General features: G+C 64.4%; 15 protein-coding genes and 3 pseudogenes. 14 read left to right on the top strand and 4 right to left on the bottom strand.

What is annotated here, in order from left to right; all coding sequences use genetic code 11:
- The 7 genes from J1M64_RS00080 to J1M64_RS20100 all read left to right on the top strand — a co-directional run.
- Positions 1–229, top strand: a 229-nt coding sequence (locus J1M64_RS00080; RefSeq protein WP_206471967.1) for a hypothetical protein, incomplete at its 5' end; no start/stop codon positions are given.
- A gap of 130 nt (positions 230–359) precedes the next feature.
- The gene (locus J1M64_RS00075; protein WP_156523497.1) at positions 360–515 is read left to right on the top strand and encodes a hypothetical protein; all 156 of its coding nucleotides are present in this window, start codon (positions 360–362) and stop codon (positions 513–515) included.
- Positions 516–1183: 668 nt separating this feature from the next.
- On the top strand, positions 1184–1450 hold the full coding sequence (locus J1M64_RS00070; protein WP_003862069.1) for an SHOCT domain-containing protein: 267 nt from the start codon (positions 1184–1186) through the stop codon (positions 1448–1450).
- Positions 1447–2928: a multicopper oxidase family protein gene (locus tag J1M64_RS00065; protein WP_206471965.1), complete on the top strand. Its 1482-nt coding sequence runs from the start codon at positions 1447–1449 to the stop codon at positions 2926–2928. The genes J1M64_RS00070 and J1M64_RS00065 overlap by 4 nt, the downstream gene beginning before the upstream one ends.
- A gap of 65 nt (positions 2929–2993) precedes the next feature.
- Positions 2994–4295, top strand: coding sequence for an APC family permease (locus J1M64_RS00060; protein WP_096905123.1), 1302 nt, complete (start codon positions 2994–2996; stop codon positions 4293–4295).
- Between the two features lie 236 nt (positions 4296–4531).
- The gene (locus J1M64_RS00055) at positions 4532–4774 is read left to right on the top strand and encodes a DUF2892 domain-containing protein (protein WP_076599981.1); all 243 of its coding nucleotides are present in this window, start codon (positions 4532–4534) and stop codon (positions 4772–4774) included.
- A 179-nt stretch (positions 4775–4953) separates the two neighbouring features.
- On the top strand, positions 4954–5082 hold the full coding sequence (locus J1M64_RS20100) for a hypothetical protein (protein WP_274601441.1): 129 nt from the start codon (positions 4954–4956) through the stop codon (positions 5080–5082).
- A 409-nt stretch (positions 5083–5491) separates the two neighbouring features.
- Here J1M64_RS20100 and J1M64_RS00050 read toward each other — a convergent pair.
- Positions 5492–6127: pseudogene (locus J1M64_RS00050) on the bottom strand (IS3 family transposase); the annotation flags it as partial.
- A gap of 147 nt (positions 6128–6274) precedes the next feature.
- On the opposite strand from J1M64_RS00050, the gene istA reads away from it, so the two are divergent.
- Genes istA through J1M64_RS00040 form a run of 3 tightly spaced genes read left to right on the top strand, consistent with a single transcriptional unit; the run spans position 6275 to position 8686 of the window.
- Complete coding sequence (istA, locus tag J1M64_RS00045) at positions 6275–7930, top strand: IS21 family transposase (RefSeq protein ID WP_307872329.1); 1656 nt, start codon at positions 6275–6277, stop codon at positions 7928–7930.
- Positions 7927–8127 (top strand): hypothetical protein, encoded by a 201-nt coding sequence (locus tag J1M64_RS20265; protein ID WP_223210114.1) that lies wholly within the window; start codon positions 7927–7929, stop codon positions 8125–8127. Before istA ends, J1M64_RS20265 begins: the two co-directional genes overlap by 4 nt.
- Positions 8128–8161: 34 nt before the next feature.
- Entirely contained in the window at positions 8162–8686 is a 525-nt protein-coding gene (locus tag J1M64_RS00040) for an ATP-binding protein (RefSeq protein WP_253702223.1), read from the top strand.
- A 51-nt stretch (positions 8687–8737) separates the two neighbouring features.
- On the opposite strand, the gene J1M64_RS20260 is transcribed toward J1M64_RS00040, so the two are convergent.
- Positions 8738–9076: an IS3 family transposase gene (locus tag J1M64_RS20260; RefSeq protein ID WP_307872328.1), complete on the bottom strand. Its 339-nt coding sequence runs from the start codon at positions 9074–9076 to the stop codon at positions 8738–8740.
- A gap of 42 nt (positions 9077–9118) precedes the next feature.
- Positions 9119–9409 carry a transposase gene (locus J1M64_RS00030; protein ID WP_069389795.1) on the bottom strand — a complete coding sequence of 97 codons (291 nt, stop codon included), beginning with the start codon at positions 9407–9409 and terminating at the stop codon, positions 9119–9121.
- A gap of 34 nt (positions 9410–9443) precedes the next feature.
- On the opposite strand from J1M64_RS00030, the pseudogene J1M64_RS00025 reads away from it, so the two are divergent.
- The 3 genes and pseudogenes from J1M64_RS00025 to J1M64_RS00015 form a co-directional block, all read left to right on the top strand.
- Positions 9444–9548: pseudogene (locus J1M64_RS00025) on the top strand (ATP-binding protein); the annotation flags it as partial.
- 352 nt (positions 9549–9900) lie between these two features.
- On the top strand, positions 9901–10341 hold the full coding sequence (locus J1M64_RS00020; protein ID WP_241260883.1) for a cation diffusion facilitator family transporter: 441 nt from the start codon (positions 9901–9903) through the stop codon (positions 10339–10341).
- A gap of 212 nt (positions 10342–10553) precedes the next feature.
- The gene (locus J1M64_RS00015) at positions 10554–11867 is read left to right on the top strand and encodes an ISL3 family transposase (protein ID WP_119193557.1); all 1314 of its coding nucleotides are present in this window, start codon (positions 10554–10556) and stop codon (positions 11865–11867) included.
- On the opposite strand, the gene J1M64_RS00010 is transcribed toward J1M64_RS00015, so the two are convergent.
- On the bottom strand, positions 11864–12094 hold the full coding sequence (locus J1M64_RS00010) for a hypothetical protein (protein WP_241260882.1): 231 nt from the start codon (positions 12092–12094) through the stop codon (positions 11864–11866). The two genes, J1M64_RS00015 and J1M64_RS00010, sit on opposite strands and share 4 nt — an antisense overlap.
- Positions 12095–12240: 146 nt before the next feature.
- Here J1M64_RS00010 and J1M64_RS00005 point away from each other — a divergent pair.
- Positions 12241–13080: pseudogene (locus J1M64_RS00005) on the top strand (ISL3 family transposase); the annotation flags it as partial.
- Positions 13081–13093: the final 13 nt, after the last annotated feature.

Here is a 13093-nt window from a genome sequence, read left to right as displayed (position 1 = left end):
ACCCCTTGCCTCTCGTGAACGTCTTTGGTCGGACGACACGAAACTTAGGGTCTGGTTGATCGAGGGTGGGGCCATTTCAGAGCAGCACTACGCCTCCAAGTGGGGCCAATTCAGACTGGCACACTCAGTCATCAATACCGTCGGACCAACACTTCCTGGGACCGACGGACTGGGCGACTGGAACATCCCGTGGGAGACCTGGCGTGCCGGAACTGCCGATCAGGCCTGAGGGGTCCAGTCACTATTCCGACCTCGACCAAAGGCCAGGCCAAAATCGTCCGGCGAGCGCGGGAATAGCCAAAATGCACACTCTTCCGTGGTCATTGATCGACGTTTGAATTTCCTGACATTCGACGTTCATGGACGAGGGAGTCTCGCCGGATTCGTTTTTGGCGGCCCCACCGGCACAAACGAACAATGGCAGCCAGCAGGTGCGCAAGATGGTGCGCGACATCTGGTGCAACCAGCCGGTGGACGCGAATACGCCCGGAGCTAATACGCAGACCTTCCACTAAACGGGCCCTTCACTATGAAGGGCCACTAAACGATGCCGAGCTGTAGTTTCTGCGAACTCACCCTTCCCCAAATTTCCCCCATCTTCGAGGGCACGAGGGTTCTCCACCATGGTCTCGATCGTTCCAGCCTGTCCTGAGTGTCAGCTCGCCAGCGGAAATTCTTGATCAGACCTCCACCTGATCTCCACACAAATACGCGGGCGTACCGGCCAATGTGGAACTCGACCGGAAGACAGGGGCGCGGTATGGAGTGGGCGAGTGTAACCGTGGTGGCCATTGGCCTGGGCGTGTTCTGGGCCAGCGTGCTCTGCCTCATTGTCGCCCTGACAGGGACCGCTCCCCAGGCGTGAGACACCCAGGGACCAATCGATGGGTGAGCCGGGTTCAACCACCTACCCCACATACCCCATAGGGGGTAAAATTGGAGTTGTTCCAGTGAGCACCAGCAACGAATATGAAGAGGAGAAGATGTCTATCCAGCCTCGCAGTAACCTTCCGTTGGAAGCGATCGCTGAATCCTGCACGTGCTGCTCCACACCCAGACCCTCGGTGCCGATGCCGATCCACGGTCTCCAGACCGACCGCCACGCCCCGCACCCGGCGCCACCACCCCCCAGACACCGGCGGGCCACACGCTCGGGACTGAGAAGTAGCGAAGGACGATCGCGATGATGTGGAACAACGGGATGGGTTCGGGAATGGGCTGGATGTGGATCTTCTGGCTCTTGGTCATTCTGGGCACGGTGGTGGTCACCGTCGTCCTGGCGAAAGCGTTCACCGGCGGCCGGGGCCAGACCGGAGGGCATGAGCATGTCAAAACCGGGGAACGCCCGCGCCAGCCGCGAGAGATCCTGGACGAACGCTACGCCCGTGGAGAGCTAACCACCGAGGAGTACCGGGAGCGACTACACACTCTGGGCGAGGGACGGCAGTGAGCGAGCTGACCCGACGGCAGCTCCTCGCACTGGGTTTGGCAGGGGCCGGCACCGCCGCCGTGGGCGGGGCCGGCCTGTGGTGGACCGTCAGTGAGGGCAACACCACGAACAGTGGTGGCTTCTCCGACGGTGGTGACGACCTTCTCGAGCCGGACGTGGTGGCCAGTCGGGACGGTGTGCTCGATCTGGAGTTGGTCGCCGCCCCCGCCCGGGTCAAGATCGGCGGGCGAAACGCAAACGTGCAGGCGTTCAACGGCACACTCCCAGGCCCCACCCTGCGCGTTCGGGGCGGAGACACGATCCGAGTGGCGATGGCCAACGAACTCGACACCCCGACCAACCTGCACGTACACGGGTTGCACGTCTCCCCCGAGGGCAATGGCGACAACCCCTTCGTCAGCATCTCCCCCGGCGAGTCCTTCGACTACGAAATCGTCCTGCCAAACGACCACCCGCCCGGGACTTTCTGGTACCACCCCCACCACCACGGCCATGTCGCTGACCAACTGGCGGCCGGACTCTACGGAGCGATCGTTGTTGAGGACCCCGAGCCGGTCCCGGTGTCCCGTGAGCGCACCTTGGTCGTCTCCGACATCACCCTCGACGGCACTGGCAACCCGGCTGCCGCGTCCCCGCCCGAGAAGATGATGGGCCGTCAAGGCGAGATAGTGATGGTCAACGGCCAGGTTCGGCCCCGGGCCACCGCTTCGCCGGGAGAGCGAGAGCAGTGGCGGATCGTCAACGCCTGCCCGTCCCGCTACCTGCGCCTGACCCTGGATGGTCAGTCTCTGCGCCTGCTCGGCCGTGACACCGGCCGCCTACCCGAACCTGTCGACCTCACCGAGGTGACGCTGGCTCCCGGAAACAGAGTCGAACTCCTGGTGGACGCTCGCCAGGGCACCTCCACTCTGCTCAGCATCCCGGTGGACCGCGGCGCCATGCCTGGCATGATGGGCGGACCCATGGCCGGTGCGTTCCCGGCGGACGACGAGCCGATCGGTCTGCTCACGCTGGACGTGACTGGGCCCCCGGCGGACGAACCCGATCCCGTGCCCGCAGGACCGGCCCTGCGGGACCTGCGCACCGCACCGGTAACTGCCCGTCGAACCCTGGAATTCGCCATGGGCATGGGCATGGGCCGTGGGATGCGCGGAGCCGAATCGATGATGTCGTTCACCATCAACGGCCGACAGTTCGACGCCGACCGAAACGACATCACGGTCCGCGCCAGAACTGTGGAGGAATGGACCCTGACCAACACCAGCCCCATGGACCACCCAATGCACCTGCACGTGTGGCCCATGCAAGTCCTCGACGACGGCGAGTCACCCACCTGGCAGGACGTGGTCAACATTCCGGCCTTCGGCCGCGTCACCATCCGCGTGGCCTTCGACGACATCGTCGGCCGCACCGTCTACCACTGTCACATCCTCGACCACGAGGACCTCGGCATGATGGGCACGATCCTGGTCCGCTGAACTCGGCGCACCCGACCGCAAGCACACCGCCAACCCCGCCCGACGAGAAGAAAGTACGGTACCGCATGGATCGCAGCGCCCAGTCCTCGAACTCACTGACCCTCACTGGATCCGTTGCGCTCGGGACGGGGGTGATGATCGGGGCGGGCATTTTCGCCCTGGTAGGGCAGGTCGCCGAGCTGGCCGGGGGGTGGATGCCGTGGGCCTTCCTTGCCGGGGCAGTGGTGGTGGCCTTCAGCTCCTACTCCTACATCCGCTACTCAGCCACCAACCCTTCCTCGGGCGGAATCGCGATGCAACTCAAAGCCGCGTATGGACCCGGGGTCGTGGCTGGCTCGGTTTCGCTGTTCATGTACGTGTCGATGATCCTCGCCGAGTCCCTTCTCGGCCGAACCTTCGGTACCTACATGCTGCGACCGTTCGGGATGCAGGACTCCGACGTGTGGGTCCCGGTGCTGGCCGTCCTCGCCATCGCCGGCGCCGCACTGGTGAACCTGGTGGGCAACCAACTAGTGGAGCGCTCTGCCACGGTCACCGCAGCGCTCAAGATCGTCGGCATCGCGGTGCTGGCGATCGCGGGAATCCTCGCCGCGGGACTCTCCTCCCTGCCCCGGCTCATTACCGCCGCTGGACGCACGCCACCAGACCAGGGATGGGTGGGCTTTCTCGCCGGTGTCACCCTATGCATCCTGGCGTACAAGGGGTTCACCACGATCACCAACCACGGCGGGGATCTGAAGAACCCCAAGCGCAATATCGGCCGCTCAATCATTATTTCCATCGCCCTGTGCACGGCGCTCTATCTATTGATCACCGTCGCAGTCACTGCGAGCCTGACCGTGCCAGAGATCATCGAGGCCCGCGACTACGCACTGGCCGAAGCAGCCCAGCCGATGTTCGGCGACTGGGGCATGAGAATAACCGTGCTTATCGCGGTGGTCGCCACACTGTCTGGACTGATCGCGAGCCTATTCTCAGTCTCGAAGCTCTACGACATGCTCCGAGAAATGGGCCAAGCCCCGGGCCTGCCCGGCCGGCCAGGACATCAGTCGCTCTACATCACCGCCGGGCTGGCGATCGTGATGGCCGCCTTCTTCGACCTCTCCCAGATCGCCTCCCTTGGCGCTATCTTGTATTTGGCCATGGACATTGCCATCCACTTCGGGATCATCCGCCGTCTCAAAAACGACGTCGCCGCCAACTCCTGGATCCCGTTGCTCGCGATCATCCTTGACCTCGCGGTACTGGTGCCCTTCCTGCTCACCAAGAGCCAATCGGACCCGTTCACCCTCGTCATCACCGCGCTAGTGGCCCTAGCCATCGTCCTCGCCCAGTGGCTCGCCGTGCGACACCACCAACACCAGTGAGAACACAGAGCACACCAGAGACTCCAACCAACCCAGCGCGATTCAGGCCGCACGACGCGCGTCCGCTGAGCGCGTTGAGGCGCGCATCTCCCCACACTTGTGGCACACGCCGTACCGGCTTCACCGAACCTTCACGTGAAGGACAGTTCGTCCTTCACAAACACTTGGCAGATTGGGGGTGTACCGATCAATGGTCCCGTGCACTCGGGGCTGGATCGAGCACCCAGGAGGAAACGATGCAGGCGAGATGGAGTATCAACATCACCCCTATCGAAAGGGGCGCTCGCATCGTGTTGGGTCTTCTCGGTGTCGTTGGCGGAGGAATTCTGCTCAGCCAGGCGGATTCCACGGGCGCGGTGATCGTGGAGCTGTTGTTGATCGTGGCTGGTCTGGACCTGATCGTCACTGGTGGGACCGGGCACTGTCCACTGTACAAAAAATTGGGCCGCCTCCCGCTTCGGAAAGGACACCCCTCATGAGCGAGCAATCACCCCAGGAGCGACGGCGCCAGCCACTAGACGCGCCCCCTGATCAGCCCCCCGTTGCGGGGTCGGCTTCCCCCTACAGCGATGGGCCTCTGGAAGAGCAGTACCCGCCCGAGCCCTCGAAGCCCGGACGCTCCGGTCATCGTTGGATGATGCTCGCGTGTTGTGTCCCGATGCTCGTTCTTGTCGGGGTCCTGCTGGTGACCGGGGTCGCAGGCACCGGAGTGATCGTGTTTGGCGCGCTGTGCGTGGCGATGATGGGCCTGATGATGTTCGCAATGCCCGGTCTCCACGGCCATTAACCCGCCACTACACGCTCCTGGGATCCAATCGGCTCAGCATTGAACCGACCAGGAGCGAGCACGACGCGATTTCCAAGGCTGGATGACACCGAGATGGCTGCAGCGGCCACTAGCACGATGAGTTACACCGTCAGGGGACTGACCTGCGGTGAGTGCATCGCGCGAATGATCGAGCATCTATGGGGGCTACCCGAAGTCGAGGGGGTGTCAGTCGACCTCATCAAAGACGGGCAGTCCGTCATCACGATCAGATCTTCTCCCGAAAACAGCCTGGCGCAGACCCTCACCGCGGTCGAACGGGTGGGTTTTGAGCTGACCGGCCGAATGGAGCTGACCGGGCATTGGCCGGGCCTACACGGTGCGTTGCATCCCGACGAAATGTGGTTCCCCCCGAATCGTGGAGGGTTTCCTAGGCGGCTTCCGGTTCGGTCGCCGCGGCGGTCTCGTAGCTGATCGGGCTCACCATTCCGATCGTGCTGTGTCGTCGGTCGTGGTTGTAGAACCCGTAGCACCAGTCCAACACAGCGGCCCGGGCGGCGCGGGTGTTTTCGAAGGTGTGTTGCGACAAAACTTCCCATTCCAGCGAGCTGAAAAATGCTTCGGCGGCAGCATTGTCAAAGCACGATCCGACCCGCCCCATCGATTGGCGAATACCGAGGTCTTGGCATAGTTTCGTGAACGCGTGAGCGGTATAGGTGCTGCCCCGATTGGTGTGAAATATGGCTCGTTTCGACGGGTCCTCACGCCACCCAGACTGGTGGACCTCCTCGATACCGCCGCGGGTCGCCCCGGCCATGTTGATCGCCGCGCAGGCGAGTTCGGCGTCCGGGTGCAGACCGGTGGCAGCACCAAGCAATCTACGACTGTAGAGGTCGATCACAGTGGCCAGATATAGCTTCTCACCGGGCCGACCGTTGGCGTCGACGGTGGGGATCTCGGTCATGTCGCCGACCCACCGGGCGTTCGGCCTGTCGGCGGTGAAGTCCCGCTTGAGCAGGTCGGGGAACTTCGGGGCCGTCTTGTCCTGCCTGGTCAGACCGTTGCGGCTGTTAGGGACGTGCTTCGGAAAGCAGGGTTCTGATGATCGGGTAGCGCGAGTATGAGCATCGGATAGCGGTGCCGGTCCTCGTGTGCTCGTGTCGGTTCTACGCGTGGCAACAAGGCTGCGCGTGGATCCGAACAGGAGGCACGGGTGACTGATTACCGATTGGTGATGTCGCTACTGCTGCAGGACAGGTCCTACCGGGACATCGAGGCGATCGCGGGTTGCTCGCATCGCACTGTCGCGAAGGCGAAGAAGGTCTGCCACGAGCACGGGTTGACCGCCACGAGCCAGGTCGAGGCGCTCAGCGGCGAGGAGATCGACGTCTTGTTCGCAGATGGGCGCAAGACGCCGTCGAAGGAGTTCGTCGCCTTCGACGTGGCGGCGACCGTGAAGAAGCGCACGGGCAAGAACAAGCTGCCGCTGCGGGTGCTGTGGGCCAACTACCTCGACAGCGACGGATCGCCGGGGCAGCGGCACTACAGCTATCAGCGGTTCTGCCAGATCGTCGGCGAGTACGTCGAGGTCAACGAGCTGACGATGCGGATCGCGCACGTGCCCGGGCACACGATGCAGGTCGACTGGGCGGGCACAAAGATGGCGATCTTCGACCCCGTCCTCGGTACCAAGACCACGGTCTCGGTGTTCGTTGCGTCGCTGCCGTACTCGGGGATGGTCTTCGCGTGCGGCTGCGTGGACGAGAAGATGGCGAACTGGCTCGACGCGCACCTGCAGGCCTTCGAGTACTTCGGCGGCGCGGCGCAAGTGATCGTCCCGGACAACGCCTCGACGGCATCGAACCAGATCGCCCGCGGCGACCGGGCCCGCGAGGTCAACCGTGAATACCGTGACTTCCTCGAGTACCACCACACCGCCGCCGTGCCCACTCGGCCGGTGCGCCCGACGGACAAGGGCAACGTCGAGGCCGGGGTGAAGGTGGTGACGAACTGGGTGATCGGACGGCTGGCCGATCGGCGCTTCGCCAGCCTGGACGATCTGAACGAGGCGATCGCCGCCGAGGTGGAGGTGATCAACGACCGGATCCCGTTCCGCGGCCAGAAGACCAGCCGCCGCGAGCTGTTCACCGAGCACGAGCAGTCGGAGCTGATCGCTCTGCCCGAGGTCCGCTGGCAGCCGGTCATCTGGAAGAAGTCCAAGGTCAACCGGGACTATCACGTGGAGATCGCCACGGTGAAGTACTCGGTGCCCTACACCTTCACCGGCCAGCACGTCGACGTGAAGATCACCGGCCCCACACTGGTGGTCATGGCTGGCGGCGAGATCATCGCCTCCCACACCGTCTCCGGTAGGCGGCACGCCTTCGTCACCGATCCCGACCATGTTCCCGCGCAGCATCTGCAGTCATCGGACCTGTGGTCGCGGGCGTATTTCGTGCGCCAGGCCCACAAGATCGGACCGCACACCGTGGCTGCGATCAGTGAGGTCCTGGATCGCCAGCGGATCGAGGCTCAGGGCTACCGTTCGTGCCAGAACATCCTCGCCCTGGCCCGCGGGGACAACAAGATGCTGCTCGAGCGGGCCTGTGGCCAACTCGTCTCCGAGACCTCACGCCGGGCGATCAGCTACACCGCCGTCAAGCAGCAGCTGGCGGCCCTGAGGACCCAGGCCGCCGCCCGGCCCACCACCACGCAGCCGGCGGTGGCGGCTACGACGGACCGGCTGGAGCCGCCGCCGGGTCGGCGAGATACCACCGGGGCGCATCTGGCCGGGCCCGAGCAGTTCAGCCTCGCCGCCCTCACCGGAGGCCCGAGCAGCGGCACTGCGGGGCAGGAGGAGCTGCAGTGACTGATCGTCATCTCACCGACGCCGACATGCCGCTGTTCACGCAGCTGCGGATGACCGCGTTCGGCCAGACCGTCATTGACCTGGCCAACGATCCCGCCTGCGACGAGTGGACCTTCTCGGAGAAGATCTTCCACGCCCTGGACAAAGAGATCACGGCCAGGCAGGAACGCCGGACCCAGAAACTACTCAAGGCCTGAAAGATCGCCAAACCCTGACGCCTGCGTAGAAGAGATCCGCTACCTGCCTGACCGCAACGTCAACCGCGAGCTAATCGCACGACTTTCCAGCTGTCAATGGATCGACGCCACTCGCAATCTCGTCGTGCTCGGCCAATCCAGCGTGGGCAAGACCTACCTCGCCCAGGCGCTTCTCAATGCCGCGTGCCGAAAGTACTACACCGCGAGGTTCTTCCGGCTCGACGACCTGGCCAACCGGCTCGCCGTGCTGGAGCCGACCTCGCAGCGCAGGCTGGACTTCCTCACTGATCTGCACAACTGCGACCTGCTAGTGCTGGACGATTTCCTGACCACGCCGGTGGCCCCGCACACCGCGGCGGAGCTGCTCAACATCCTTGCCGCTCGGGAGGGGCGGGGCTCGACGCTGGTGACCTCGCAGTTCGATCCGCCAGATTGGTACAAGTCGCTCCAAGACGCGGTCATCGCCGAATCGATCCTCAACCGGATCGTCGCCGGCGCCGAGATCATCGCCCTCGACGGCCCGAACATGAGACGACACCTCGCCACGGCAACGCCATAGCGGCCCAGCGGTCGGACGGGTGAACTCCGCTATCCGATACCCGTCCGACCGCTACCCGATCATCAGAACCGCGCTTTCCGAAAGGCGTCCCAAACAGTTGCGGCGTCTGATGCGGCGTGCGACGAGGCCCTGGCGGCGCATCGAGTCGGCCACGGTCTTCTCGCTGACCTGCCAGCCCTCGTCACGAAGGTCGAAGTACAGGCGAGGGGATCCATGCCGGCCCTTTGCGGCGGTGAACGCCTTCGCGACCGCCTGGTCGACGACCTCGCGGCGGCGGTCACGCTCGGTGTGCAGACCGCTGGCCGCCTCCGGCCCGGTGGCCCGCTTGAGCCACTTGTAGAACCACGCCAGCGACACGCCCAGCAGGGCGCACACCAGAGTGTGTGGCACTCGGTAGTTGGTCCTGAAGGTCGGCGATGAAACGTGCCACGCTCACTTCGTCGCCTCCTTGACCCACAGGACCACGGATCGCTTGAGGACATCACGCTCCATCTTCAGCTCCGCGTTCTCTGCTCGCAGCCGCTTGAGCTCCTCGATGTCGCCCCTGGACAGGCCTTCTGTGCCCTCCCGAGCTTCCTTAGCCTGATTGACCCAATTGCCCAAGGTGCCCGCGTTGACCCCAAGGTCTCGGGCGATCTGGGCGATCGGCTTCCCGGTCTCCTCGACGATCCGGACCGCTCCCTCACGGAACTCCCGGTCGTACTTCTGGCGCTTCTCTGGCATCGCTTCCCCTTATAGCTGATCCCTCTACGGATCCGGGGGAACCTCACACGCCGACGCCATCATGGACCGTATCGTCCACAACACCCTCTGGATCGAGACCGGCACCTTCAACATGCGCGAACACACCGCCGTGAATTAACCCCACGGGACCGCGCACGGGAGCCGGTGGCTCCGACCCCATCGGCCACCGGCTCTCAAAGCCAATAACGGTGGCTCCCAACCTCAATATCCAGTGGCTCCCAAACCCTCAAATACTCATTACAGCTGATCCCTCTACGGATCCGGGGGAACCTCACTTCGCCGCCACCACCGAGCGAGGAAGCGCCCCGCCGCAATGACCTCCACCAGAGATGCTCTCCTCCAGACGCGAGCACTAACTCGCACTGACCCGATCAGATCCTCAATTTCGACCATATTTCGCCCTGCCGGTTGCTCCCGGTGGGGATGAGCAATCACACCAGAACTGACCTTGCGGTCAGGAGGAGGGGTTCATGACTCACGGACACGGAGGCCACAGTTACACGGACGGTGCGCGCGGCCCTGGGTGGGGACTGGCCATCTCGGCGTGGCTGACGGGAATTTACTTCTTCATTGAAATTAGCATCGGGTTATGGACCGGTTCGGTCGCGGTGATCTCAGATGCCTTCCACACTTTCTCGGCCGTCGGTGGCGTACTGGTGGCCATCATTGCTGCACGGCTCGCCCGCCGGCCAGCAGATGAAGACCGCAGCTTCGGCTGGTATCGCGCGGAAATTGTCGGCGCATTGGTCAACGGCGGTTTCCTGCTGGTGATGGCGCTGGTAGTGATCGTGATGGGCGGGATGCGGCTAACTGCCCCGATCGACCTGTCCACTACGCCGATGTTGTGGGCAGCCGCGGGCGGTTTGCTGGCCCTTCCGGATCCGGAGTGCATAGCTGGGGTTCGCCGGTGATGCGGTGAGGCACAAGATGTAGGGGTCCTGGGGCGTGTGAAGATGCAAGTTCCTACACCAGCACTTCGCATCCCCAGGACCCGCGGCCCTTCCGGATCCGGAGTGCATAGCTGGGGTTCGCCGGTGATGCGGTGAGGCACAAGATGTAGGGGTCCTGGGGCGTGTGAAGATGCAAGTTCCTACACCAGCACTTCGCATCCCCAGGACCCGCTTTGAACGCTACCGCCAGCCTGCTCGCCGACACCATCTGCCGCACCGTCGAGCTCGGGGTGACCATCACCGACGCCGCCGTGGCCGACGAGCTCACGCACCTGTTCTGCGCTCCGGTGACGCTGGACCCGGTCTGCGCGGAGTGCGGGATGGCGGGCCGTTTGCGGGACCACGTCGAGCGGCGAGTGACCGACCTGCCGATCGTGGGTCACCCCACGAGACTGCACGTGCGGGTACCGCGCTTCACCTGCGACAACGCCGAGTGCGCTACGAGGATTTTCCAGCAGCGGATGCCGGCGTTGGCTGAGCCGCGGGCCAAGACCACCCGCCGCTGCACTCGCTGGATTCTGCAACGGCTGGCGGTCGACCGCAGCAGCGTGTCCGCGGTGGCCAAGGCCCTCGGGCTGGGGTGGGATTTGGTCAATGACCTGGCGGTCTCGAAGATCCGCGCGATGGTCTACGAGCAGCCCGGACACTTCGATGGCGTCCGCATTCTCGGGGTCGATGAGCACAAGTGGAAGCACGTGCGAGGCGACGGCAGCAGCTCGTTCGTCACCGTTCTGGTGGACCTGACCCCGGTCGTGGAGGGCACCGGCCCGTCTCGTCTGCTGGACATGGTCCCGGGCCGTTCGGCGAAGGTCCTCACCGAGTGGCTCGACGCCCGCGACCAGGCTTTTCGAGACCGAGTCAAGGTGGTCACGATGGACGGATTCGCCGGCTACCACACCGCCGCCGCCAAAGCCGTCCCCGAAGCACGGACGGTGATGGACCCGTTCCACGTCGTGCATCTTGCCGCCGACAAGCTCACCGTGTGCCGCCAACGCATCCAGCAGGCCACCACCGGGCACCGAGGCCGCACCGGCGATCCACTGTACGGCATCCGCCGCACCCTGCGAACCCGCGCTGAGCTGCTGACCGACAAGCAGAAGGTCCGCCTGTTCAAGGCGTTCACCGCCAATGACGCGCACGCGGCGGTGGAGGTCACCTACGGCGTCTACCAGCGACTCATCGCCGCCTACGAGGCCTCGGGCAAGCGGGAGGGCAAGATCGCGATGTACAAGCTCCTGAAATCGATCCGCACCGGGGTGCCCACCGAACTGCCCGAGCTCGCCCAGCTGGGCCGGTCGCTGTGGAAGCGGCACCGCGAGATCCTCGCCTACTTCGACGTGGGCGCCTCCAACGGCCCCGTCGAGGCCATCAACGGACGCCTCGAGCACCTCCGCGGAATCGCCCTGGGCTTCCGCAACCTCAAGCACTACATATTGCGGTCGCTCATCCACTCCGGACAGCTCCAGAACCGGATCAACGCACTCTAAATCCGGAAGGGCCGGTAGTCCTCCGAGACGCGTTTGCGCCCGTCGGGGAACATCCCGGCGATCTCGGCCGGGTTCATCGACGACGCTTGGCCGGCGGTGATGCCGTACGCGGTGATCGTCTTCTTCACCGCCGCGATCTCCCGACGCGAACACCCGACGGCGGCGACGATCTCGCTGTAGCTATGCCCGGCCAGCGCCAACGTCATGATGGCCTTGTACTCGGCCACATCAGCCTCCTCAAATAGGAAGAAGCGGCGCAGTCGCGCCGCCTCACCCCGAGCAGACCACCCCGCCCGCCCTAAGGAGTACCGAGTCGCCGGAATCGAAGTACCGGATCGCCGGACTAGGCGTACCCACTAGCCCTATCTGCCACTTCGACGGCGTCCGCGTTCTCGGGGTCGATTAGCACAAGCGGAAACACGTCCGCGGCGACGGTTCGTCTTCGTTCGTCACCGTCCTGGTCGACCTGACCCCGGTGGTGGACGGCACCGGCCCGTCGCGCCTGCTGGACATGGTCCCCGGGCGCTCGGCGAAGGTGCTCACCGAGTGGCTCGATGCCCGCGACCAGGTGTTCCGTGACCGAGTCAAGGTTGTCACGATGGACGGATTCGCCGGCTACCACGCCGCCGCCGCCAAAACCGTGCCCGCTGCTCGGACGGTGATGGATCCATTTCACGTCGTGCAGCTTGCCGCCGACAAGCTCACCGTGTGCCGCCAACGCATCCAGCAGGCCACCACGGGGCACCGCGGCCGCACCGGCGATCCCCTTTACGGGATCCGCCGGACCCTGCGCACTCGGGTCGAACTGCTGACCGACAAACAGAAGGTCCGCCTGTTCAAGGCGTTCACCGCCCACGATGCGCACGCGGCGGTGGAGGTCACCTATGGCGTTTACCAGCGACTCATCACTGCATACGAGGCCTCGGGCAGACGGGAGGGCAAGATTGCGATGTACAAACTCCTGCGCTCGATCCGGTCCGGCGTACCCAAGGAACTCCCGGAGCTCGCGCAGCTCGGACGCTCTCTCTGGAAGCGCCACCGCGAGATCCTGGCATACTTCGACACCCGGGCTTCCAACGGCCCGGTCGAGGCCATCAACGGTCGCCTCGAGCACCTGCGCGGAATCGCCCTGGGCTTCCGAAACCTCAACCACTACATCTTGCGGTCACTGATCCACTCCGGTCAGCTTCAGGACCGGATCAATGCACTCTGATTCCGGAAGGGCC

The organism is Dietzia sp. KRD202, from assembly GCF_017168155.1.
GTDB classification, from domain to species: domain Bacteria; phylum Actinomycetota; class Actinomycetes; order Mycobacteriales; family Mycobacteriaceae; genus Dietzia; species Dietzia kunjamensis.
Note: the sequence above shows the minus strand (reverse complement) of the source record. Positions and strands in the feature narration are given on the sequence as shown.

Coding starts and splice junctions, on each gene's coding strand:
- J1M64_RS00075 (WP_156523497.1), top strand. CDS start 360: ATGGACGAGGGAGTCTCGCCGGATTCGTTTTTGGCGGCCCCACCGGCA.
- J1M64_RS20100 (WP_274601441.1), top strand. CDS start 4,954: ATGCTCGTTCTTGTCGGGGTCCTGCTGGTGACCGGGGTCGCAGGCACC.
- J1M64_RS00030 (WP_069389795.1), bottom strand. CDS start 9,409: ATGCCAGAGAAGCGCCAGAAGTACGACCGGGAGTTCCGTGAGGGAGCG.
- J1M64_RS00070 (WP_003862069.1), top strand. CDS start 1,184: ATGATGTGGAACAACGGGATGGGTTCGGGAATGGGCTGGATGTGGATC.
- J1M64_RS00060 (WP_096905123.1), top strand. CDS start 2,994: ATGGATCGCAGCGCCCAGTCCTCGAACTCACTGACCCTCACTGGATCC.
- J1M64_RS00020 (WP_241260883.1), top strand. CDS start 9,901: ATGACTCACGGACACGGAGGCCACAGTTACACGGACGGTGCGCGCGGC.
- J1M64_RS00055 (WP_076599981.1), top strand. CDS start 4,532: ATGCAGGCGAGATGGAGTATCAACATCACCCCTATCGAAAGGGGCGCT.